At 71.6% G+C, this 20,572-nt stretch carries 18 protein-coding genes and 1 riboswitch; of the genes, 6 read left to right on the top strand and 12 right to left on the bottom strand.

The window, feature by feature from the left end; all coding sequences use genetic code 11:
• Positions 1–17: 17 nt before the first annotated feature.
• Both ABT009_RS14240 and ABT009_RS14245 read right to left on the bottom strand, forming a co-directional pair.
• The gene (locus tag ABT009_RS14240; RefSeq protein ID WP_351293154.1) at positions 18–974 is read right to left on the bottom strand and encodes a decaprenyl-phosphate phosphoribosyltransferase; all 957 of its coding nucleotides are present in this window, start codon (positions 972–974) and stop codon (positions 18–20) included.
• Entirely contained in the window at positions 971–1,501 is a 531-nt protein-coding gene (locus tag ABT009_RS14245) for a phosphatase PAP2 family protein (protein ID WP_351293156.1), read from the bottom strand. Before ABT009_RS14245 ends, ABT009_RS14240 begins: the two co-directional genes overlap by 4 nt.
• 197 nt (positions 1,502–1,698) lie before the next feature.
• On the opposite strand from ABT009_RS14245, the gene dprE1 reads away from it, so the two are divergent.
• Both dprE1 and dprE2 read left to right on the top strand, forming a co-directional pair.
• A complete protein-coding gene (gene dprE1 / locus ABT009_RS14250) occupies positions 1,699–3,108 on the top strand; it encodes a decaprenylphosphoryl-beta-D-ribose oxidase (RefSeq protein ID WP_351293158.1) in 1,410 nt (469 codons plus the stop codon).
• 51 nt (positions 3,109–3,159) lie between these two features.
• Positions 3,160–3,915 (top strand): decaprenylphospho-beta-D-erythro-pentofuranosid-2-ulose 2-reductase, encoded by a 756-nt coding sequence (gene dprE2, locus ABT009_RS14255; protein WP_351293160.1) that lies wholly within the window; start codon positions 3,160–3,162, stop codon positions 3,913–3,915.
• A 19-nt stretch (positions 3,916–3,934) separates the two neighbouring features.
• Here the strand turns inward: dprE2 and ABT009_RS14260 are convergent, their stop codons facing one another.
• From ABT009_RS14260 to ABT009_RS14275, 4 genes are all read right to left on the bottom strand, one after another.
• A complete protein-coding gene (locus tag ABT009_RS14260; protein ID WP_351293162.1) occupies positions 3,935–5,098 on the bottom strand; it encodes a hypothetical protein in 1,164 nt (387 codons plus the stop codon).
• 47 nt (positions 5,099–5,145) lie between these two features.
• Positions 5,146–5,730: a 2'-5' RNA ligase family protein gene (locus tag ABT009_RS14265; RefSeq protein WP_351293164.1), complete on the bottom strand. Its 585-nt coding sequence runs from the start codon at positions 5,728–5,730 to the stop codon at positions 5,146–5,148.
• Between the two features lie 116 nt (positions 5,731–5,846).
• Positions 5,847–6,911, bottom strand: coding sequence for a tryptophan--tRNA ligase (trpS, locus tag ABT009_RS14270; RefSeq protein ID WP_351293166.1), 1,065 nt, complete (start codon positions 6,909–6,911; stop codon positions 5,847–5,849).
• A gap of 250 nt (positions 6,912–7,161) precedes the next feature.
• Positions 7,162–8,607 carry a glycine hydroxymethyltransferase gene (locus ABT009_RS14275; RefSeq protein WP_351293168.1) on the bottom strand — a complete coding sequence of 482 codons (1,446 nt, stop codon included), beginning with the start codon at positions 8,605–8,607 and terminating at the stop codon, positions 7,162–7,164.
• 34 nt (positions 8,608–8,641) lie between these two features.
• Positions 8,642–8,730, bottom strand: a riboswitch (ZMP/ZTP riboswitch).
• 148 nt (positions 8,731–8,878) lie between these two features.
• Between ABT009_RS14275 and rocD the strand changes: the two genes are divergently transcribed.
• Entirely contained in the window at positions 8,879–10,093 is a 1,215-nt protein-coding gene (gene rocD / locus ABT009_RS14280; RefSeq protein WP_351293170.1) for an ornithine--oxo-acid transaminase, read from the top strand.
• Positions 10,094–10,114: 21 nt separating this feature from the next.
• Here the strand turns inward: rocD and ABT009_RS14285 are convergent, their stop codons facing one another.
• The 4 genes from ABT009_RS14285 to pdxR form a co-directional block, all read right to left on the bottom strand.
• Complete coding sequence (locus ABT009_RS14285; protein ID WP_351293172.1) at positions 10,115–11,302, bottom strand: glutathionylspermidine synthase family protein; 1,188 nt, start codon at positions 11,300–11,302, stop codon at positions 10,115–10,117.
• Between the two features lie 63 nt (positions 11,303–11,365).
• The gene (locus tag ABT009_RS14290; protein WP_351293174.1) at positions 11,366–11,740 is read right to left on the bottom strand and encodes a hypothetical protein; all 375 of its coding nucleotides are present in this window, start codon (positions 11,738–11,740) and stop codon (positions 11,366–11,368) included.
• A 139-nt stretch (positions 11,741–11,879) separates the two neighbouring features.
• Positions 11,880–13,553 (bottom strand): phosphodiester glycosidase family protein, encoded by a 1,674-nt coding sequence (locus tag ABT009_RS14295; RefSeq protein ID WP_351293176.1) that lies wholly within the window; start codon positions 13,551–13,553, stop codon positions 11,880–11,882.
• 239 nt (positions 13,554–13,792) lie between these two features.
• Positions 13,793–15,199: a MocR-like pyridoxine biosynthesis transcription factor PdxR gene (pdxR, locus tag ABT009_RS14300; protein ID WP_351293178.1), complete on the bottom strand. Its 1,407-nt coding sequence runs from the start codon at positions 15,197–15,199 to the stop codon at positions 13,793–13,795.
• Between the two features lie 47 nt (positions 15,200–15,246).
• On the opposite strand from pdxR, the gene ABT009_RS14305 reads away from it, so the two are divergent.
• From ABT009_RS14305 to ABT009_RS14315, 3 genes are all read left to right on the top strand, one after another.
• Positions 15,247–15,768 (top strand): carboxymuconolactone decarboxylase family protein, encoded by a 522-nt coding sequence (locus ABT009_RS14305; RefSeq protein ID WP_351293180.1) that lies wholly within the window; start codon positions 15,247–15,249, stop codon positions 15,766–15,768.
• A gap of 133 nt (positions 15,769–15,901) precedes the next feature.
• Positions 15,902–16,654: an isocitrate lyase/PEP mutase family protein gene (locus ABT009_RS14310; protein WP_351293182.1), complete on the top strand. Its 753-nt coding sequence runs from the start codon at positions 15,902–15,904 to the stop codon at positions 16,652–16,654.
• A gap of 44 nt (positions 16,655–16,698) precedes the next feature.
• Positions 16,699–17,499, top strand: coding sequence for a hypothetical protein (locus tag ABT009_RS14315; RefSeq protein WP_351293184.1), 801 nt, complete (start codon positions 16,699–16,701; stop codon positions 17,497–17,499).
• Between the two features lie 111 nt (positions 17,500–17,610).
• Here the strand turns inward: ABT009_RS14315 and ABT009_RS14320 are convergent, their stop codons facing one another.
• Both ABT009_RS14320 and ABT009_RS14325 read right to left on the bottom strand, forming a co-directional pair.
• Complete coding sequence (locus tag ABT009_RS14320) at positions 17,611–18,597, bottom strand: ABC transporter substrate-binding protein (RefSeq protein ID WP_351293186.1); 987 nt, start codon at positions 18,595–18,597, stop codon at positions 17,611–17,613.
• Between the two features lies 1 nt (position 18,598).
• Positions 18,599–20,572: an ABC transporter permease gene (locus ABT009_RS14325; protein WP_351293188.1), complete on the bottom strand. Its 1,974-nt coding sequence runs from the start codon at positions 20,570–20,572 to the stop codon at positions 18,599–18,601.

Below are 20,572 nucleotides of genomic sequence, written 5' to 3' on the forward strand. Positions count from 1 at the left end.
TGCCTGGGGTGCCCGGCTCACCAGTCCGCGACCGCGAGACCGTACATCGCCAGCCACACCAGGCCGATGAGGGCGAGCGGCCGGTCGCGCAGTACGACGTCCTCCGGCTCGCCCGCGGTGCCGCGGTCGGCGAAGACCGCATACCGCAGCACCGCGAGGATGAAAGCGACCATCGACAGCTGCCGCCAGGGCAGCAGGCTCGTGGCGGCGACGCCGCCCTCCTCCAGCGCCCACAGGCAGTACGCGAGGACGGCGACACCGGCCGCGAGCTGCCAGACGAACCGCAGGTACCCGGTGGTGTACTCGTTCAGCAACGCGCGCGTGGCGCCTGCCTTTCCGGCCATCTGGACGGCTTCGGAGTACCGCTTGGCGGAGACCATGAACAGCGCGCCAAAGCCCGTGGTGATCAGGAACCAGCGCGACAGCGGGATCTCCAGCGCAAGGCCACCGATCATGGCGCGCATCAGGAAGCCCGCGGTGACGACGGCGAGGTCGACGACGAGGACGTGCTTGAGGCTGATGCAGTACGCCAGTTGCATGGCGATGTATACGGCCAGCAGCGCAGCCGTCAGCTCGTTGCACAGCACCACGGCCACTGCCGGGGCGAGACCGGCGAGGATGCTGCCGACGGCGTAGGCGACGGGGACGGGCACGTGCCCGGCGGCGACGGGGCGGCGGCACTTGACAGGGTGGGCGCGGTCGGCTTCGGCGTCCCGTGCGTCGTTGATCAGGTAGACCGCGGAGGCGGCGGCCGTGAACAGTACGAAGACGGTGGCGAGTTGCAGGAAGGCCGCGGGCGAGAACAGGTCGCCCGCGGCCGCCGGGGCCGCCACGACCAGCACGTTCTTCACCCACTGGCGGGGGCGTGCGGTCCTCAGCAGGCCCAGCGCGAGATCCAGCCGGCCGCTCCACGGTTGCCCGAGGGGGCTGCGGCGCGGGTGTTCACGATCGAGTACGGCGGTGCGCTCGGTCATCGGCCCGGCCCTCCGGCGTCCATCGGGCGGCCCGCGGTCATCCACCGGGCCCCGAGCCGGGCCGTCAGCGCCCCGAGGGCCGCGCCCGCGGCGACGTCCGACGGGTAGTGGACGCCGGCGACGAGGCGGGAGACGCACATCGCGGCGGCGACCGGCCCCAGCAGGCGGGCGCCCCCGGGACGCAGCGCGCCGTAGGCGACCACAGCGGCCGCCGCCGACGTGGCGTGCGAACTGGGGAAGGAGTGCCGGCTCGCGGTCCGCACCAGTGGCTCGACGTGGCCGGGCCGCGGGCGCCGCACGACGCGCTTGATGCCCATACTGGCCACGTGTGCGGCGGCGGTCAGCGCGGTGCCGCGCAGCCAGGCGCCGCGCCGCTCACGATCGGCGGCGGCGCCCGCGAGCCCCGCGGCCAGCCACACCGCGCCGTGCTCGCCGGTCCAGGACAGTGCTCGCGCGGCCGCCGCCACCCGCGGGTCCCTGCCGCAGCCGCGGAGCGCGGACAGCAACCGGTGGTCCATGTCGTGCATGTGGCCCCTTGGTGCTCGATCCATCCGGCTGGCGCTGGACTCTCGGTCCGGCCGCCCGGAATTCCACGGTCTACGCAACAACCCATAATCATGGCCGTATTGGACGACACTCCCTTAATCACCCATTCAAGTGACGGGCGGCCACATCATCGGCAAACCACCGATGACCGCCCATGTCGGACGATACGGTCGCCGACATGCCAGCAGAGACCGACTCCGTCACCGGCTGGGGCCGCACCGCCCCGAGCGTCGCCCGCGTGGTCCGCCCCCGCTCGTACGAGGAGGCGGTGGAGGCGGTCCGCGGCTGCGGCAGGCGCGGCGGGATCGCACGGGGGCTCGGGCGCGCCTACGGGGACGCCGCGCAGAACGCGGGCGGAGCCGTGCTCGACATGACCGGGCTGAACCGCATCCACGTCATCGACACGATCGGCTCATCGGCCGTCGGCGCCACGGGAAGTGCCGCGGTAAGTACGGCGCACGGCACGGCGGGGGCAACGGTGCTGTGCGACGCGGGCGTCAGCCTGCACCGGCTGATGGAGGTGCTGCTGCCGCTCGGCTGGTTCGTGCCGGTGACCCCCGGAACCCGCTATGTGACGGTGGGCGGCGCGATCGGCGCCGACATCCACGGCAAGAACCACCATGTGTCGGGCTCGTTCTCGCGGCACGTCCTGTCCTTCGACCTGCTCACCGCGGACGGACAGGTTCGCACGGTGGAGCGCGGCACCCCGCTGTTCGACGCGACGGCGGGCGGCATGGGCCTGACCGGCGTCATCCTCTCCGCGACGGTCCAACTGCATCCCGTCGAGACGTCCCTGATGACCGTGGACACCGAACGCGCCACGGACCTCGACGACCTGATGGCCCGTCTCACCGCCAGCGACCACCGCTACCGCTACTCGGTCGCCTGGATCGACCTGCTCGCCCGCGGGGCGTCGACGGGCCGCTCGGTGCTCACGCGCGGCGATCACGCGCCCCTGGACGCCCTGCCTGCCCGCGCCCGCAGGGAGCCCCTGGCGTTCCGCCCCAGGCGGCTGCCGGCCGCCCCCCTCCACATGCCAGAGAGACTGCTCGGCCGCGGCACGGTCGGGCTGTTCAACGAGCTCTGGTACCGCAAGGCCCCCAGGTCCCGCACGGGCGAACTGCAGAAGATCTCGACGTTCTTCCACCCGCTCGACGGCGTCCCGCACTGGAACCGCATCTACGGGCGCAGCGGCTTCGTCCAGTACCAGTTCGTCATCGGATACGGAAAGGAGGACGCCCTGCGCCGGATCGTGCACCGCATCTCCGGGCGCGGCTGCCCCTCCTTCCTCGCGGTGCTCAAGCGGTTCGGGGAAGGCGACCCGGGCTGGCTGTCCTTCCCGATGCCGGGGTGGACGCTCGCCCTGGACATCCCGGCCAGCCTGGAGGGCCTCGGCGGCTTCCTCGACGAGCTCGACGAGGAGGTCGCGGCGGCCGACGGGCGCGTCTACCTCGCCAAGGACGCCCGGCTCCGGCCGGAACTGCTCGCCGCGATGTACCCCCGCCTCGGGGACTTCCGTGCGCTGCGCGCGGAACTCGACCCGCGGGGGGTGTTCGTGTCGGACCTGTCCCGCCGGCTGAACCTCTGACCCTCCGTCCGGCCATCCCCAGGGCCGGGCCACCCCCAGGAGTTGGTTGTCATGAAGGACGCCTTCGGCACTCCCCAGTCCCTGCTCGTCCTAGGCGGCACATCGGAGATCGCGATCGCCACCGCACGCCGCCTCATCGCGCGGCGCACCCGTACGGTGTGGCTGGCCGGCCGCCCCTCGCCCGCGCTGGAGGCCGCGGCCGAACAGCTGCGCGCGCTGGGCGCGGACGTCCGTACCCTCGCGTTCGACGCGCTCGAGCCCGGGTCGCACGAGGAGGTGCTCGGCAAGGTCTTCGCCGAGGGCGACATCGACATGGTGCTGCTGGCCTTCGGCATCCTCGGCGACCAGGCGCGCGACGAGGGCGACCCGGTGGCGGCGGTGCGCGTCGCGCAGACCAACTACACGGGCGCGGTGTCCGCGGGCCTGGTCTGCGCCAGGGCCCTGCAGGCTCAGGGCCACGGATCGCTTGTGGTGCTGTCGTCGGTCGCGGGCGAGCGGGCCCGCCGCTCCAACTTCATCTACGGCTCGAGCAAGGCGGGCCTCGACGCCTTCACGCAGGGCCTCGGCGACGCCCTGCACGGCACGGGCGTCCACGTCATGGTCGTACGCCCCGGCTTCGTCCGTTCGAAGATGACCGCGGGCCTGGCGGAGGCGCCGATGGCCACGACTCCGGAGGCGGTGGCCACGGCCATCGAGACGGGGTTGCGGCGCCGCTCGGAGGTCGTGTGGGTGCCGGTCGCGCTGCGGCTGGTGATGTCGGCGCTGCGGCATGTGCCGCGGGCGGTGTTCCGGCGGTTGCCGGTGTAGCCGCCCCGGCCTGCGTGTCCTAGCGCTTCAGCCGCACGATCACGGATCTGCTCGTGGGGTTGCCGGCCTGGTTGACGCCGACGTAGCCGACGCCGAGGACTTCGTCGGTGCCGGGTATCGGCTCGATGCCGTTCAGCCAGAGCTGCTGCCGCGAGCTGGACCTGATGCCGTCGGTGCTCGGCAGCCGTGGGCGCTTGATCCTTTCGCAGTCGTCGTCCGCGGTGAGGTACCGGTTCCCGTTGAGGAACACCCCGCGCTCACCGTCGACGGCCACGGGGACACGGGTGGCGCAGTCGTCGTCCATGGAGGGCTGCTTGGTCCAGCGGGTGCCGTCCCAGCGCATCCGTATCGCCTCGTCCAGGGGCTCGTCGTCCTGTTCGCCGTGGTTGAAGGTGTGCTCGCCGTACGCGCGCACGTCGTCCCCGGCCAGTGCACGGACCGTGGTGAGGAAGGCCTCGGGCTCAGCAGGCACCGGGGCCCGGAAGCGGTACTCCGGGGTCCTGGTGGGCGTCCAGGAGCGGCCGTCCCAGTGCACTGCGGCGGGCTGGATGGTCTCATGGCCGCTCTCCTCGGACTCGCCGCTGCCCTGGTAGCCGACCGCCCACAGGTCGTCGGGTGCGACGCCGTCGAGCGCGCTGACCGTGGCGGGCGGGGCCGTGTCGGTCCAGCGGGTGCCGTCCCAGTGCCACAGCCGGGACGTCGCGGCCAAGGCCCAGATGTCGTCCGCGGCGAAAGCCCGCACGTCGACGACCCGGTCGACATCGGGGATCTGGGGCACCGCGGTCCAGCGCGTGCCGTCCCAGCGGGCCATCCGCGGCGCCTTCAGGCTCTTCAGGCTCGCCGTCAGCAGGAATCCGCCGGAGTCCATCTCGTCGAAGCGGGCCTCGTAGACGCTGTCGCCGAACGCCTTCGGCATGGGACGGCGCTGCCAGCGGGTGCCGTCGTAGTGCAGGAGGAAGCCGTCGTCGGCCGTCTCGTCCCCGGCGTAGCTGACGGTGCGGGTGGCGTTGCCGACCACCCAGATGTCGTCGTCGGCGGTCGCGATCACGTCGGAGAGCCTGCCGAGGTCCTTGTAGACCTTGTCGTACTTCCAGCTCATGCCGGGTTCGACCACGGTGTACAAGGCCACCACGGCGGCGAACACGAGCACGATCACGGCGAGTGCCGCGTTGACCCTGGCCATGCCTTCCCCCTCGCGCGATCCCCAGCTCCGCCGTGCGGCTGCCGAGATCAGTGCGCAGGCAGTGTTCGCCGGACCACGGGTGCCGACGCCTGCAGCGGCACGACGTGGCCGCCGCCGAAGAAGTAGTCGCGGAGCTTGCGCCAGACCTCGTCGGCGCCCTGCTCGTAGAGCGCGAAACCGGTGCACGGCCACTGCGCCTCGAACCCCGCCAGCTCCTCGTACGCCCGGTCCATCGCCTCGTCGTCGATGGCGTGCGCCACCGTGACATGCGGGTGGTACGGGAACTGCAGTTCGCGTGCCACGGGGCCTGATGCGTCCCGGACCTGCTTCTGCAGCCAGGTGCAGGCCTCGACGCCCTCCACGACCCGCACGTACACGACGGGCGACAGCGGCCGGAACGTCCCCGTGCCGGACAGCCGCATGAGGAAGGGCCGGCCCGCCGCCGCGACCTCCAGCAGATGCGCCTCGATCGCGGGCAGCTCCGACTCGTCGACCTCCGTGGGCGGCAGCAGCGTGACGTGTGTGGGGATGCCGTACGCCGCGGGGTCACCGAAGCCCGCGCGCCGCTCCTGGAGCAGGCTGCCGTGTGGCTCCGGGACCGCGATCGACACACCGATCGTTACGGTCCCCACGTCTTACTCCTGTCGTCGCGTCGGGTGGTGGACAGTCGGGCACCGGGGGTACCTCCCAGGCCCTTGAGGCACTGGGGGAGGACCGGCCGGCTCGTCCGGCCGGTCCTCCCTGTCGTTCAGTGCTTGGCGGGCAGGAAGCCGACCTTCGCGTACGCCTGGGAGAGCGTCTCCGCGGCGACCGCGCGTGCCTTCTCGGCGCCCTTGGCCAGGATCGAGTCGAGCGTCTCCGGGTCGTCCAGATACTGCTGGGTGCGCTCCCGGAACGGCGTCACGAACTCGACCATGACCTCGGCGAGGTCCGTCTTGAGCGCACCGTAGCCCTTGCCGGCGTACTTCTGCTCCAGTTCGCCGATACCCGTGCCCGTGAGGGTCGAGTAGATGGTGAGCAGGTTGCTGACGCCCGGCTTGTTCTCCGCGTCGTACCTGATCACCGTGTCCGTGTCGGTGACGGCGCTCTTGACCTTCTTGGCCGTCGCCTTCGGCTCGTCGAGGAGGTTGATCAGGCCCTTCGGCGTGGACGCCGACTTGCTCATCTTGACCGCGGGGTCCTGCAGGTCGTAGATCTTCGCCGTCTCCCTGAGGATGTACGGCTTCGGGACCGTGAAGGTCTCGCCGAAGCGGCCGTTGAACCGCTCGGCGAGGTCGCGGGTGAGCTCGATGTGCTGGCGCTGGTCCTCGCCCACCGGCACCTCGTTTGCCTGGTAGAGGAGGATGTCGGCGACCTGCAGGATCGGGTACGTGAACAGGCCGACGGATGCCCGCTCGGCGCCCTGCTTGGCGGACTTGTCCTTGAACTGCGTCATCCGGGACGCCTCGCCGAAGCCGGTCAGGCAGTTCATGACCCAGGCGAGCTGCGCGTGCTCCGGGACGTGGCTCTGCACGAAGAGCGTGCAGCGCTCCGGGTCGAGGCCGGCGGCGAGGAGCTGGGCGGCGGCGAGCCGGGTGTTGGCGCGCAGCTCGGCCGGGTCCTGCGGAAGGGTGATCGCGTGCAGGTCGACGACCATGTAGAAGGCGTCGTGGGTCTCCTGCAGCGCCACCCACTGGCGCACCGCTCCCAGGTAGTTCCCGAGGTGGAACGAGCCTGCGGTGGGCTGGATTCCGGAGAGGACACGCGGACGGGCGCCGGACGCGGAGCGGGGCGCCTCGGGGCCTGCGGCGACGGCTGGGTGATCAGAGACCATGCTCAACATTCTCTCAGGTGCGCGCGAAAGCTTGGGAACCGATCCGCGACAGCTCGGGAACCGTTTCTTCCGCGGCCGGGAGGGCGACGGCTCACCTCCAGGATGCGGGTGGCTGCGGCCCCGTCGAGCGACTGCCGATGAGACGTGGGACACAGTGCGCCCGGCCGGGCCGACCGGCCCCTGAGAACAGCGTCGGCTGCCGGCGGCAGTACGCCGCCGGCAGCCGTTGATCAGCCGAATCGGAAGGGGATCAGCTGAGGTCGACGCCCGGGTAGAGCGGGAAGCCGTCCAGCAGGTCGGCGGCCCGGCGCGAGACCTCGTCGGCGACCTTCTCGTCCAGGACGTGCTGCGCCTTGGAGGGGGCGCCCTTGCTGGTCGTGCCCGGCTGGGTCGAGGTGAGCACCCGGTCGATCAGGGCGGCGATCTCGTCCATCTCGGTGGTGCCCAGACCGCGGGTGGTCAGGGCCGGGGTGCCGATCCGGATGCCGGAGGTGTACCAGGCGCCGTTGGGGTCCTGCGGGATGGCGTTGCGGTTGGTCACCACACCCGAGTCGAGGAGCGCGGACTCGGCCTGGCGGCCGGTGAGCCCGTAGGAGGTCGCGACATCGATCAGGTTGAGGTGGTTGTCCGTACCGCCGGTGACCAGCGTGGCGCCGCGCCGCATCAGGCCGTCGGCGAGGGCGCGGGAGTTGTCGACGATGCGCTGGGCGTAGTCGCGGAAGTCGGGGCGGCGGGCCTCGGCGAGGGCGACGGCCTTGGCGGCCATGACGTGCGGCAGCGGGCCGCCGAGCACCATCGGGCAGCCGCGGTCGACCTGCTCGACGAGCGAGTCGTCGCACAGGACCATGCCGCCGCGCGGGCCGCGCAGCGACTTGTGGGTGGTCGTGGTGACGATCTGCGCGTGCGGTACGGGGTCGAAGTCGCCGGTGAGCACCTTGCCCGCGACCAGGCCCGCGAAGTGCGCCATGTCGACCATGAGGGTCGCGCCGACCTCGTCGGCGATCTCCCGCATGATGCGGAAGTTCACCAGGCGCGGGTACGCCGAGTAGCCCGCGACGATGATCAGCGGCTTGAACTCGCGGGCGGTGGCGCGCAGGGCCTCGTAGTCGAGAAGGCCGGTCGCCGGGTCGGTGCCGTAGCTGCGCTGGTCGAACATCTTGCCGGAGATGTTGGGCCGGAAGCCGTGCGTGAGGTGGCCGCCGGCGTCCAGGGACATGCCGAGCATGCGCTGGTTGCCCAGGTCGCGGCGGAGCTCGGCCCAGTCCTTCTCGGAGAGGTCGTTGACCTGGCGGGCACCGGCCCGCTCCAGGGCGGGGGCCTCGACGCGCGCGGCGAGGACGGCCCAGAAGGCGACCAGGTTGGCGTCGATGCCGGAGTGCGGCTGGACGTAGGCGTGGCGGGCGCCGAAGAGCTCCTTGGCGTGCTCGGCGGCGAGGCCCTCGACGGTGTCGACGTTGCGGCAGCCGGCGTAGAAGCGGCGGCCGATGGTGCCCTCGGCGTACTTGTCGCTGAACCAGTTGCCCATGGTCAGCAGGACGGCGGGCGAGGCGTAGTTCTCGCTGGCGATCAGCTTCAGCGAGGCGCGCTGGTCCTCGATCTCCTGGCCGATGGCGTCGGCGACGCGGGGCTCGACACCCCGGATCACATCGAGGGCGCTGCGGAAGGCGGTGGACTCGGTGGAGAGGGGCTCTGGCATGTCGTCGGACCTCCGGACGCGGACACGGGATGCACGGGTCGGCCCAGGCGCACGGCACACGGTTTGCGCGGGCCGCTCCCCGATGGTCGGTCCCATCCCAGCGCGCCAGTCACGGCCCGCGGCCAGCCTACCGGCAAGGCCGCAGGGCGGCCTTGCCGGTCCAGGATGCGGGAGCGCTGCCGATGGGGCGCCGCCCGCAGCGCCGCGCCGTGCAGGCAAATCGGGTAGAAAGGGCACACCTGCCCTTCTCTGCCGTACGGACGGAGGTCCCGTGAGTGCTGCCGATGCGCTCATCGCCTCTGCCGAGGCGCACACTGCGCACACCTATCACCCGCTGCCCGTCGTCATCGCGACCGCCGACGGGGCGTGGATGACGGACGTCGAGGGGCGCCGCTATCTCGATCTGCTCGCCGGGTACTCGGCGCTCAATTTCGGGCACCGCAACCGGCGGCTGATCGAGGCCGCGCACGCGCAGCTGGAGCGGGTGACGCTGACCTCGCGGGCCTTCCACCACGACCGGTTCGCGGAGTTCTGTGCGCGGCTGGCCGAGCTGTGCGGCATGGAGATGGTGCTGCCGATGAACACGGGTGCGGAGGCGGTCGAGACCGCCGTGAAGACCGCACGGAAGTGGGGCTACCGGATCAAGGGCGTGCCCGACTGCATGGCCAAGGTCGTCGTCGCGGCGGGCAACTTCCACGGCCGCACGACGACGATCATCAGCTTCTCCACGGACCCGGAGGCCCGGGCGGACTTCGGCCCGTACACGCCCGGCTTCGAGATCGTCCCGTACGGCGACCTGACCGCGATGCGCGAGGCGCTCACGGAGAACGCGGTCGCCGTGCTGCTGGAGCCCATCCAGGGCGAGGCCGGGGTGCTGGTGCCGCCCGAGGGCTATCTGCGGGGCGTACGGGAGCTGACGCGCGAGCGGAACGTGCTGTTCATCGCCGACGAGATCCAGTCCGGCCTGGGCCGTACGGGGAAGACCTTCGCGTGCGACCACGAGGGCGTCGTGCCGGACGCGTACGTGCTCGGCAAGGCGCTCGGGGGCGGCATCGTGCCGGTGTCGGCGGTCGTGTCGTCCGCCGACGTCCTCGGGGTGTTCAGGCCCGGTGAGCACGGTTCGACGTTCGGCGGGAACCCGCTGGCGTGCGCCGTGGCGCTGGAGGTCATCGACATGCTGCGCTCGGGCGAGTACCAGCAGCGGGCCGCGGAGCTGGGCTCGCATCTCCACGACGAGCTGCGGCTGCTCGCGGGCAGCGGCGGCCCCGTGCGGGAGGTGCGCGGCCGCGGCCTGTGGGCGGGTGTCGACATCGACCCGTCGTACGGCACGGGGCGGCAGATCTCGGAGCGGCTGATGGATCGGGGCGTCCTGGTCAAGGACACCCACGGCTCCACCATCCGGATCGCCCCGCCGCTGGTCATCAGCAAGGAGGACCTGGACTGGGGGCTGGACCAGCTGCGGGCCGTACTGGCCGCCAGGACCTGACGTCACAGGCCCCGAAAAGGCTTACAGGATCACATGGGGCAGGAAGCGGGCGTACTCGTCCGTGACCAGCCCCGACGACTCGCGGATGCCCAGCCCCGCCGACTCGTCCTCGACGACCCAGGCGCCGAGCACCACGCGGTTGCCGTCGAATGACGGCAGGGGCGCCAACTCCTGGTAGCAGCAGGGCTCTTCCCGTACGACGGGGTCGCCGGGGCCCGCCTCGTGCACCGTGACCCCGGCGCCCTCACGGCCGAGCAGCGGCTTGGCGACGTATCCCGTGGTCGCCGCCAGGTCGCGCGGGCCGTCGAGGTAGGCGGGCAGGAGGTTCGGATGGCCGGGGAACAGCTCCCAGAGGATGGCGAGGAGCGCCTTGTTGGACAGCAGCATCTTCCAGGCCGGCTCGATCCACAGGGTGCTGCCGGTGCCGCCGCCGTTGTCGAGCGTGTCGAGGACGTGCTCGCCGAAGCGGTCGGTCGTCAGCCACTCCCACGGGTAGAGCTTGAAGCAGCTGCGGATGAAGCGGAGCCGCTTGTCCACGAAGCGCCCGGAGAGCCGGTCCCAGCCGATCTCCTCCATGGAGATCCACTCGGTGTCGAGCCCGGCCTGCTGGGCGGTCTCCTGCAGATACGCGACGGTCATCAGGTCCTCGCCGAGCTCGTCGGCCGATGAGTGCGCGAAGTACAGGGGGCTGCCCGGCGGCAGCAGGGCGGCCTGCTTCTTCCAGGCGTCGACGAGCCGTTCGTGCAGGGAGTTCCACTGGTCGGCGCCGGGGAAGCGCTCCTCCATCCAGAACCACTGCGGGCTCGCGGCCTCGACCAGGGACGTCGGCGTGTCGGCGTTGTACTCCAGCAGTTTGGCGGGGCCGCTGCCGTCGTAACGGAGGTCGAAGCGGCCGTAGACGGACGGCAGTTCGGCCCGGCGCCGCCACGCCTCGCCGACCAGCTCGGCCAGCCGCGGATCGGTGATGCCGAGATCCGCGAACCGGTCCTCGTCGACGATGTACTGCGCCGCCGCCAGGCACATCCGGTGCAGCCCCTCGACGACCTCCTCCAGCGCCTCGACCTCGGGCAGCGAGAAGACGTAGTACGCGCTCTCGTCCCAGTACGGGCGCAGCGAGCCATCGGGGAAACGGGTGAGCGGATAGATCAGCCCCTGCTCCTCGACGGTCTGCTGCCAGCCGTCGCGGGGCTCGATGGTGCGTCGTTTCATGTGTCTGGCTGTTCCAGGCGTGCGGCAGTTGCGGGTGTCCGGCTGTTCCAGGTGTCCGGCTGCTCAGCCGCCGGAGCTGCCGTGGCCGCTGCCGAAGCCGCCGCGGTGCACATCGTCGTCATCGTCGCTCGAACCGCCGGAGCCGCTCGACTTGGTGAAAGAACCGCCGTCGACCCAGCCGTTCTTCTCCTTGCCGCCGTAGTACCAGTCGCCATCGACGGCGACCTTGCCGGTCTTACGGCTCTTGCTGCTGCCGCTGCTGCCGGTCTTGCAGTTCTTGTCGGCGACGACCTTGTAGCCCTTGGCGGCCTGGTAGCTGTCGCTGTCCACGCACCGCTTGTCCGGGTCGGACGAGCAGGAGGTGAGTGCCGCCGCGAGAAGTCCCACCCCGCCGAGTACGACCGTGCCGGACCTCAACTGCCGCCGTGCGTCTGCCATGTTCTGCTCCCCCGTAACGTTCCTGTCTCTGCCGTCCGTCAGCTGAACTGCCAACTGGTCGATGACGAACGGTGGTCAGGGTACGGGCGTGCCCGCCCGGTCGCGCAACCGGGCCCCGGACGGGCACGAGGAGCGAGCGTCAGTCGCGGCCGGCGGGCAGCACCTGGACGGTGTCGCCCACCGGGCGCTCCCCGGTCGCGTCCGACGTGGTGTTGACGAGTGTGCCGCCGACGGCCATGGCGGTCGATCCGCCGCCGTCGAGGTTCAGGGCGTCGACGGCGCCGAGCGAGCGCATGAAGGACGCGGCCTCGGCCAGCGTCAGGCCCTCGCTGACGCCCGGCTGCCGTCCGTCCACCGTGACCAGGAGCAACCGTCCCCGCTTGTCGATCCCGGCCATGGTGCGCGGCTGCCGTACGTTCGACCAGGCGTAGCCGAAGGAGAGGTCCTGCGGATCGAGGGTGCCCTCGCCGGCGGCGTCGATGTCGATGCGGCCGTCCTTCACCAGGGTCGGGGCGGCGCTGACCATGCTGTCGTCAGGGCCGAGTTCGACCCGCCGGCCCTCGGTGTCGCGGACGACCTCCTTCACGGTGATCCGCTCGCCCTGCCGGGCGTGGTCCGCCAGCCAGTCGCCGGCCGAGCCGATGCCCTGCAGCACCGAGCCGCCGGCCGGGACCGTGCCGCCGCGGGCGCCGGATGAGATCACCCGTCCGGTGGCGTCCAGCACGGCCTGGGTGCCCGGACCGGCCGGCAGGCTCGCCCCGAACAGGGAGGTGAACCGCACCAGGTCGTCCGTCTTGTTGCAGGTGAGGTCCTGGCGGGGCTGTTCGGTGGGCGTGGCACCCGGGCGGCCGCAGTTGCGCACCTTGCCCGGCACCCGGTTGATGCCCTCCACCGCATACGTGGACGACCCGGCGCGCACGGTCACCTCGGTGCTCACATCGGCGATACGGGGGTGCCGCCCGCCGTCTTCCAGGATCAGCGCGGCCCGGGTGCCGCCGGCCATCGCCTCCAGCGTGCCGTCGTAGGCCGCGGCTCCGGCCGGTGTGCCCTGCACGCCGTCGGCGTCGGAGGTGATGAAGAAGCCGCCGTTGACGGCGACCAGGGAGCCGAGCTGCGCGGCGACCGCCGACGTCTTCTCGCGTTGCGCGACGTTGCCGTTGTGGGTGCCCTCCACGGTGCCGTCGAAGGTGCGGGGGTCGATCACCGCCACGTGGATGCTCTCGCGGTCGGCCGGCTGGTCGGCGTCGTAGCCGCTCCACGCCGCCACCGAGCGGAGGCCCGCCGCATTGACCTTCTGGCTCGCGCTCTGCGCCTCGGCCTGCGCCGCGTACGAGCCGACGCGCACCCGCCAGCCCATCGTGCCGTCCGGGGTGTCCGCGTAGTCCGGCCACGACACCTGCTGTGCGACCGGCTGGAAACCGGCGTCGCGCAGTTGCTGGGCGGTGGTCTCCGCCCAGGCTTGGCTTCCCACGTCCGACCAGGTCGCGGCGCCGGTCAGCCGGTTGACGGCGGGGGCTTGAACGGTGACCGTCCAGGTGGGTGCGGCGCCTGCGCGCTCGATGACGCCGGTGCGCACCTGGACGCCCGGTGCGACGGTCTGCGTCGTCCAGTGCTCCGTCGCCGGGGTGGTGTCCTGGGCCTGGTACGCCGGTGCGGCGGTCCCGGCGGGGGTGGCGGCCCCCGCGACCCCGGAGAACATCAACGGGTTGATGGCCGCCAGGGCGACCGCGGCGCCCAGTGCGACACGCGTACGCCTATGGCGGCGGGCAGCCGTCGCCGTTCTGCCGGGACGTGTACCGCTCTCGCTGTGCATGGCATTCCCCCCAGGGATCCGACGACCGGGACCGGACGGCCGACAAGCCTCACTGGTCACGCCGGTCGGCAGGCAGGGCAATTCCAGCCACCTTCGGCGCACGGCTCGGTACCGATGAGGGAAGACATCCGGAAGGAGCGGTGAACGACCGGTCGGCCGACTCGTGTTGCGAGCAGGGCGCGCCGGACGGCCTACGCCTTTCCCACGGCCCTCCGGCACCTTCGGGCCTCGGCCCACTCCTACGGCAGTGCCCTGCACAGTGCGTCCAGCGCCCCGGACCAGGCATGGTCCGGGGGCGTCCCGTATCCCACGACGAGCGCGTCCCGGGGCTCCGCGACGGCTCCCTCGTGGCGGAAACGGCTCAGGCCGTGGACGCCGAGGCCGTGCCAGGCGGCCGCGCGGGCCACGGACTCCTCGGTGCCGGGCGGGAGTTCGAGGACGGCGTGCATCCCGGCCGCGATGCCGGTCGCCCGCACATCCGGTGCCCGCTCCGCCAGTGCGGCCACGAGCTGGTCGCGGCGGCGCCGGTAGCGCAGCCGCATGGACCGCACATGCCGGTCGTACGCCCCGGATTCGATGAACTCCGCGAGGGTGAGCTGGTCGAGGGTGCCGCACGACCAGTCGCTGACGCCCTTCGCCTCCGTGACCTCGGCGGCCAGCGCGGGCGGCAGCACCATCCAGCCCAGGCGCAGGCCCGGGGCGAGGGACTTGCTGGCGGTGCCGAGGTAGACGACGCGGTCCGGGTCGAGTCCCTGGAGCGCGCCGACCGGCTGCCTGTCGTAGCGGAACTCCCCGTCGTAGTCGTCCTCCAGGATCAGGCCGCCGCTACGCCGTGCCCAGTCGACGGCGGCGGCCCGCCGGTCGGGGTGCAGCGGCACGCCCATGGGGAACTGGTGCGCGGGCGTCATCAGCACCGCGGCCGGCCTCAGCTCCTCCAACTGGCTGGTGTTCGTGCCCAGTTCGTCGAACGGCAGCGCTGTGGTACGTAGCCCTGCCCCGGTCAGCAGCTTCCAGTGGACGTCCAGGCCGTACGACTCGACGGCCACCTCCCGGGCACCGCGTCCCCGCAGCACGGCGCCGAGCAGCATCAGCCCGTGCGAGAACCCCGCGCAGACCATGATCCGTTCGGGATCGGCGTGCACGCCACGCGCGCGTGCCAGATAGCCGGCGAGGGCGGTGCGCAGTTCGACGCGGCCTCGCGGGTCGCCGTAGCCGAGGGCGTCGTTCGGTGCGGCGGCCAGTGCGCGGCGGGCGGCCTTGAGCCACTCGGCGCGCGGGAAGGCGCCGAGGTCGGGGGTGCCGGGCGTCAGGTCGTACGTGGGGCGGCCCGCCGCCCTGCGCCGGGGTGCCGGGCCGGTCGGCGCGGGGACGGGCCGCTCGGCGACCCGGGTGCCCGAGCCCTGCCGGGCGGTGAGCCAGCCCTCGGCCACCAGATCCGCGTAGGCGTCGGCGACCGTGTTGCGGGCGATGGCCAGGTCGGCGGCGAGCGAGCGGGACGACGGCAGGCGTGTGCCGGGCGCGAGCCGTCCGGTGCGGACCGCATCGCGGAGGGCGTCGGTCAGGCCTTTCCGCAGGCCGGAGCCGCTGCCCTTGCGTAGGGGTTCGAGATGCAGGTCCACGCCCAGAGTGGCCCATGATTCCGCCATGGAAATGGACCATACTCCTGGGCTACTCCGGTCATAGTGTCGACGGCATGACGAGCAACGAGAGCACCCGCAAGGACACCTCGACGGACACCGCGTACGCCCCCGAGCACACCCCCCGGACGCAGTGGGCGAAGCACGCCCCGGACGTCTACAAGGCCATGGTGCGGCTGGACGCCGCGGCCCGTCGGGGCGTGGACCCGACGCTGCTGGAGCTGATCAAGATCCGCGCCTCGCAGCTCAACCACTGCGCGTTCTGCCTGGACATGCACACGAAGGACGCCCTTGCGGCGGGCGAGTCGGTGGAGCGCGTCATCCAGCTCAGCGCCTGGGAGGAGTCGAAGCACTTCTACACCGAGAAGGAGCTCGCAGCGATCGAACTGACCGAGGCGGTCACCGTGATCACGGACGGCTTCGTCCCGGACGAGGTGTACGAGAAAGCCGCCAAGCACTTCGACGAGACCGAACTGGCGCAGCTGATCGCGGCGATCACGGTGATCAACGCGTGGAACCGCTTCGCCGTGACCACGCGGATGGTGCCGGGGCATTATCGACCGGGCGACCACGGCTGACGGCCGGCCGCGGCGAGTGGTTCGCCACCTGCCGGGGCCTGACCGTTGTGGGCAGGCGTTCGCAGCGCGGAACTGGTGGTTACACCCACGACGTAGGGCGCCCTTCCGTACGACCTTATGGAGGTACCGCGTAGTGAGCGCTGTCGAGACGTTTCGGTCCCTGCACCACGGGCGCATGCCCGGCGACCCCCTGGTCCTCCCAGGACCATGGGACGCAGCCAGCGCCCGCGTCTTCGCGGAGGCCGGCTTCCCGGCCCTCGCAACCCCCAGCGCAGGCGTCGCCGCCTCCCTCGGCTACGAGGACGGAGCGACCCCCGCGGACGAGATGTTCGCGGCGGTCGCCCGCATCGTACGAGCCGTCGACATCCCCGTCTCCGCGGACATCGAAGGCGGCTACGGCCTCCCACCGAAGGAACTGGTGGAGCGGCTCCTGGAGACGGGCGCGGTCGGCTGCAACCTCGAGGACTCCCACCGGGGCGTCCTCAAGGACCCGCGACAGCATGCCGACTGGCTCGCGGAGGTGAGGCAGGCCGCGGGCGACCGGCTCTTCCTCAACGCGCGCGTGGACACGTTCGTACGCGGGGTCGCGGAGCCGGAGCGGGCGGTCGAGCGAGCCGCGCTGTACGTGGCCGCGGGCGCGGACTGCGTCTATCCGATCGGCGCGCCCCTCGGCGTACTTCCGCTGCTGCGCGCGGGCATTCAGGGGCCGATCAACGTGCTCGCGAAGCCGGACGGGGCCTCGCTGCGGGAGCTGGGCGAACTCGGCGGCATCCGCGTGACGTTCGGCCCCGGCCTGCAGCGCCGGGCTGCCGCAGCACTGTCGGGTGTGGCGCGCGAGCTCCTGGCAACTAGACGTCCCCATGCGACACAGGAGCCCCAAAAGTAAAATATGGGGTGATATGCCCCTGGAGCCCCTAGGAGGTGTACGCGATGCACATCAAAATGTTCGCGGATCAGCCCAGGGCCTCCCGGGCCCGCCGCCTGCTGGCGGTCACCAGCTGCACCACCGCACTGGTCGCCGTCCCGCTCTGCTCGCCCGCCGCGACGGCGAGCGCCCAGGACGGCATCGAGGATCTGAGCGCGCAGGAGATCATCGACAAGGCACTCGACGCCTTCACCAGCGCGCAGTCCCTCCGTGTGACAGGCACCGACAAGAGCGCCGACCTCGGCCCGGACGATCCTTCCTCCTTGGACCTCTTCCTCGATCGCGACGGCGACTGCAACGCCTCCGTGCAGTTCAAGGACGGCAGCACAGCGATGCTCGTCAAGCGGGGCGACGAGATCTGGTTGAAAGGGGACGACGCGTACTGGAAGACGGAGTTCCCCGGCGACCAGGGCGAGAGGGCAGCCGAACTCTTCAAGAACCGCTACGCCCACGGCAGCGCGAGCGACGCCGAACTGAAGGACCTGGCCGGCGTCTGCGACCTCGAAACGATCCAGAAGCAGGCCGCCGAGGAAGCCCGCGAGTCCACGAACCTGCGGAAGGGCGACCCGACGACGGTCGACGGCACCCCGACCATCCCGGTGCTGAGCACGGAAGACGGCCTGACGCACACCGTGTACGTCGCCACCGAGGGCAAGCCCTATCCGCTGAAGAAGACCAAGAAGGGCAACGGCACCGATGTGACGGGGACGTTCAAGGACTACAACAAGCCCGTTCCGTCCGAGACCCCGTCCGCGGACGAGTCGGTGGACATCTCGAAGCTGTTCGAGGAGACGCCGAGCCCGTGAGTATCAAGGGCACGCGGGCTCACTCTCTGACGCCCTTCTGACGCACCCGTGCCGGGCGCCCTGCGAGGGGGGCCGCCCGGCACGGGGTACCGCTTCACTTCGCTCACCGCGTCACTTCGGCAGCCACGCCTTCCAGGTGGACTCGTGGCCCTCGACCCACTTCTTCGCGGCCTCCTCCGGCGACATCTTCTGGTCGGCGATCATCAGGGAGACCTCGTTCTGGTCCTCGGTCGTCCACTTGAAGTTCTTCAGGAACTCCGCCGCCTTGCCGCCGGTCTTCGCGAAGTCCGCGTTGAGGTACTTCTGCAGCGGCGTGTGCGGGTAGGCGCACGCGACCTTCTCCGGGTCGGCGTCGCAGCCCTCCTTGTACGCGGGCAGCTTCACCTCCGTCATCGGCACCTTCTCGAAGAGCCACTGCGGCTCGTACCAGTAGGTGAGGAACGGCTTCTGCTGCTTGGCGAACTGCTTGATCTGCGTGATCTGCGCCGCCTCGGAACCGGCGAACACCACCTGGAGGTCCAGGTCCAGGTTCTCCACCAGCGCCTTGTCGTTGGTGACGTACGACGGCGAGCCGTCGAGCAGCTGGCCCTTGCCGCCGCTCTCCGCGGTGCGCAGCTCGTCCGCGTACTTGTTGAGGTTCTTCCAGTCCGTGACGTCCGGGTGCTGCTTGGCGAAGTACGTGGGGACGAACCAGCCGATGTGGCCGGTGACCCCGAGGTCGCCGCCGCTCGCGATTGTCTTCTTCTCGTCGACGTACCGCTTCTCCTGGTCCGGGTGGCCCCAGTCCTCCAGGATCGCGTCGACCCGGCCCTGGCTGAGCGCGTCCCACGCGGGGACCTCGTCGACCTGGACGGTGTCGACTCGGTAGCCGAGCTCGTGCTCCAGCAGGTACTTCGCGACGCCCACGTTGGCCTGGGCGCCCACCCAGGACTGCACGGAGAGCGTCACGGTCTTGGCGCCCCGCGCGTTCGCGAAGGGCGACGCCTGCTTGGTCATGTCGGCGGCGCCGCAGCCGGTCAGCGCCAGCACGAGCAGCGCCGATCCGGCCGCGACCGCGCTCGTCGTTCGCGTACGGAATCGCTTGGTACGGAATCGCATGTCACGCTCCCTTCTTCGCGTGGCGCTCGGCCGGCTGGGTCACCCGGTCGAGCATCAGGCCCAGGCAGACGATCGCGGCACCGGCCACCAGACCGGTCGCCAGGTCGCCCTGGGCGAGCCCGAACACGACGTCGTAGCCGAGCGCTCCGCCGCCGACCAAGCCGCCGATGATCACGACGGCGAGGACGAGGACGACGCCCTGGTTGACCGCGAGCAGCAGGGCGCTGCGGGCCAGCGGGAGCTGCACCTGGCGCAGTTGCTGCCCGCTGGTGGCGCCCAGCGAGCGGGCTGACTCCAGCGCGCCCGGATCGACCTGACGCAGACCCTGTGCGGTGATGCGGACGACGGCGGGCAGCGCGTACACGACAGCCGCGGCGACGGCGGGCGCGCGGCCCACGCCGAACAGCGCCACCACCGGGATCAGGTACACGAACTGCGGCATCGTCTGGAACACGTCCAGTACGGGCCGGAGCATCCGGTCCACGCGGGCGCTGCGCGCGGCCGCGACACCGGTCGCGACACCCAGGACGAGGGTGACCGCGACGGCCGCGAGGACCTGCGACAGCGTGTCCAGCGACGGCTTCCACACGCCGAGGACGCCGATCGCGGCCATGGCGAGGACCGCGGTGAGCGCGGTGCGCCAGGTGCCGATCAGCCAGGCGAGCGCGGCGACGATCAGCAGGACGGACCACCAGGGCAGCCACTGCAGTCCGCCGCGGACCGGGTCGAGGACCCAGGTGGTGAAGTGGCCGGCCCAGTCGGCGGTGCCACCCACGAAGGGCACGCCGGTGTAGAGGTGGTCGGTCATCCAGTCGACCGCGTTGTTGACCGGCTCGGCGATGGTGACGGTCCAGGCGTCGGGCCACTCGAGGCGGTCCGCGAAGCGGCCCGCGAGGGCGACGACGACGGTGAGCGCGGCCGCGGCGGCCCAGCCGCGCCCGCCCCGGAGGGCGCCCTGGTCCGGCTCGGACGCGCCGAGCCGGGCGCCGGCCGCCCCCGTCGTACGGTCCAGGACCACGGCGAGCAGCACGATCGGGATGCCCGCGGCGAGCGCCGCGCCCACGTCGACGGAGGCGAGGGCCTGGTAGACGCGGTCACCGAGACCGCCCGCGCCGATCACCGAGGCGATCACGGCCATGGACAGCGCCATCATGATCGTCTGGTTGAGGCCGAGCAGCAGCTCCTTGCGGGCCAGCGGCAGCCGGGCGGTCAGCAGCCGCTGGCGGGCGGTGGCGCCGAGGGAGTCCACGGCCTCCATCACGCCCTCGTCGGCGCCGCGCAGCCCGAGCGCGGTGAGCCGGGCCATCGGCGGCGCGGCGTACACGACGGTGGCGAGGACGGCCGCGGGGACGCCGATGCCGAAGACGAGAACGACCGGCAGCAGATACGCGAAGGCGGGCAACACCTGCATGGTGTCGAGGACGGGCCGCAGCGCGCGGTACGTACGGTCGGAGAGCCCCGCGGCGAGCCCGAGCAGCGCGCCGAGCACGACGGAGGCGACGACCGCCACCACCATGAGCGCCAGCGTCTGCATGGTGGGCACCCACATGCCGAGCAGCCCGCAGACGAGGAAGGCGACGGCGGTGGAGAGGGCGAGCCGCAGCCCGGCCACGCGCCAGGCGACAAGCCCGGCGGCGGCCGTGACACCCGCCCAGCCGACGGCCAGCAGCGCGAGATAGACCGCACGTACGGACAGGGTGACGGCGTTCGCGATGTGCCCGAAGAAGTACAGGAACACCGGGTGGCTGTCGCGGTTGTCGATGATCCACTCGCTGGCGCTGCCGAGCGGCCCGGACAGGTCGACGGTCAGCGCGTCGGGCCAGGCACCGCTCGCCCAGCGGGCGTGGACGATCGGCACGAGGACGGCCGCGACGACGGCGAGCAGCAGGAGCTTGCCGACGGCCCGGCGCCGGACCAGGCCTCTGACGAGGCCCGCTATCCCCGTATGGGGGACGGGCGCGGTGGCGGTAGCCAT

The sequence above is a fragment of the Streptomyces sp. NPDC002896 genome (assembly GCF_040295225.1).
Classification (GTDB): Bacteria; Actinomycetota; Actinomycetes; order Streptomycetales; family Streptomycetaceae; genus Streptomyces.

What these genes read in the sequence shown, in the direction of transcription:
- ABT009_RS14240 (WP_351293154.1), bottom strand. Translation starts at nt 974, where the DNA reads ATGACCGAGCGCACCGCCGTACTCGATCGTGAACACCCGCGCCGCAGC.
- ABT009_RS14245 (WP_351293156.1), bottom strand. Translation starts at nt 1,501, where the DNA reads ATGCACGACATGGACCACCGGTTGCTGTCCGCGCTCCGCGGCTGCGGC.
- dprE1 (WP_351293158.1), top strand. Translation starts at nt 1,699, where the DNA reads ATGCCAGCAGAGACCGACTCCGTCACCGGCTGGGGCCGCACCGCCCCG.
- dprE2 (WP_351293160.1), top strand. Translation starts at nt 3,160, where the DNA reads ATGAAGGACGCCTTCGGCACTCCCCAGTCCCTGCTCGTCCTAGGCGGC.
- ABT009_RS14260 (WP_351293162.1), bottom strand. Translation starts at nt 5,098, where the DNA reads ATGGCCAGGGTCAACGCGGCACTCGCCGTGATCGTGCTCGTGTTCGCC.
- trpS (WP_351293166.1), bottom strand. Translation starts at nt 6,911, where the DNA reads ATGGTCTCTGATCACCCAGCCGTCGCCGCAGGCCCCGAGGCGCCCCGC.
- ABT009_RS14275 (WP_351293168.1), bottom strand. Translation starts at nt 8,607, where the DNA reads ATGCCAGAGCCCCTCTCCACCGAGTCCACCGCCTTCCGCAGCGCCCTC.
- ABT009_RS14285 (WP_351293172.1), bottom strand. Translation starts at nt 11,302, where the DNA reads ATGAAACGACGCACCATCGAGCCCCGCGACGGCTGGCAGCAGACCGTC.
- ABT009_RS14290 (WP_351293174.1), bottom strand. Translation starts at nt 11,740, where the DNA reads ATGGCAGACGCACGGCGGCAGTTGAGGTCCGGCACGGTCGTACTCGGC.
- ABT009_RS14295 (WP_351293176.1), bottom strand. Translation starts at nt 13,553, where the DNA reads ATGCACAGCGAGAGCGGTACACGTCCCGGCAGAACGGCGACGGCTGCC.
- pdxR (WP_351293178.1), bottom strand. Translation starts at nt 15,199, where the DNA reads ATGGCGGAATCATGGGCCACTCTGGGCGTGGACCTGCATCTCGAACCC.
- ABT009_RS14305 (WP_351293180.1), top strand. Translation starts at nt 15,247, where the DNA reads ATGACGAGCAACGAGAGCACCCGCAAGGACACCTCGACGGACACCGCG.
- ABT009_RS14315 (WP_351293184.1), top strand. Translation starts at nt 16,699, where the DNA reads ATGCACATCAAAATGTTCGCGGATCAGCCCAGGGCCTCCCGGGCCCGC.
- ABT009_RS14320 (WP_351293186.1), bottom strand. Translation starts at nt 18,597, where the DNA reads ATGCGATTCCGTACCAAGCGATTCCGTACGCGAACGACGAGCGCGGTC.
- ABT009_RS14325 (WP_351293188.1), bottom strand. Translation starts at nt 20,572, where the DNA reads ATGGCTACCGCCACCGCGCCCGTCCCCCATACGGGGATAGCGGGCCTC.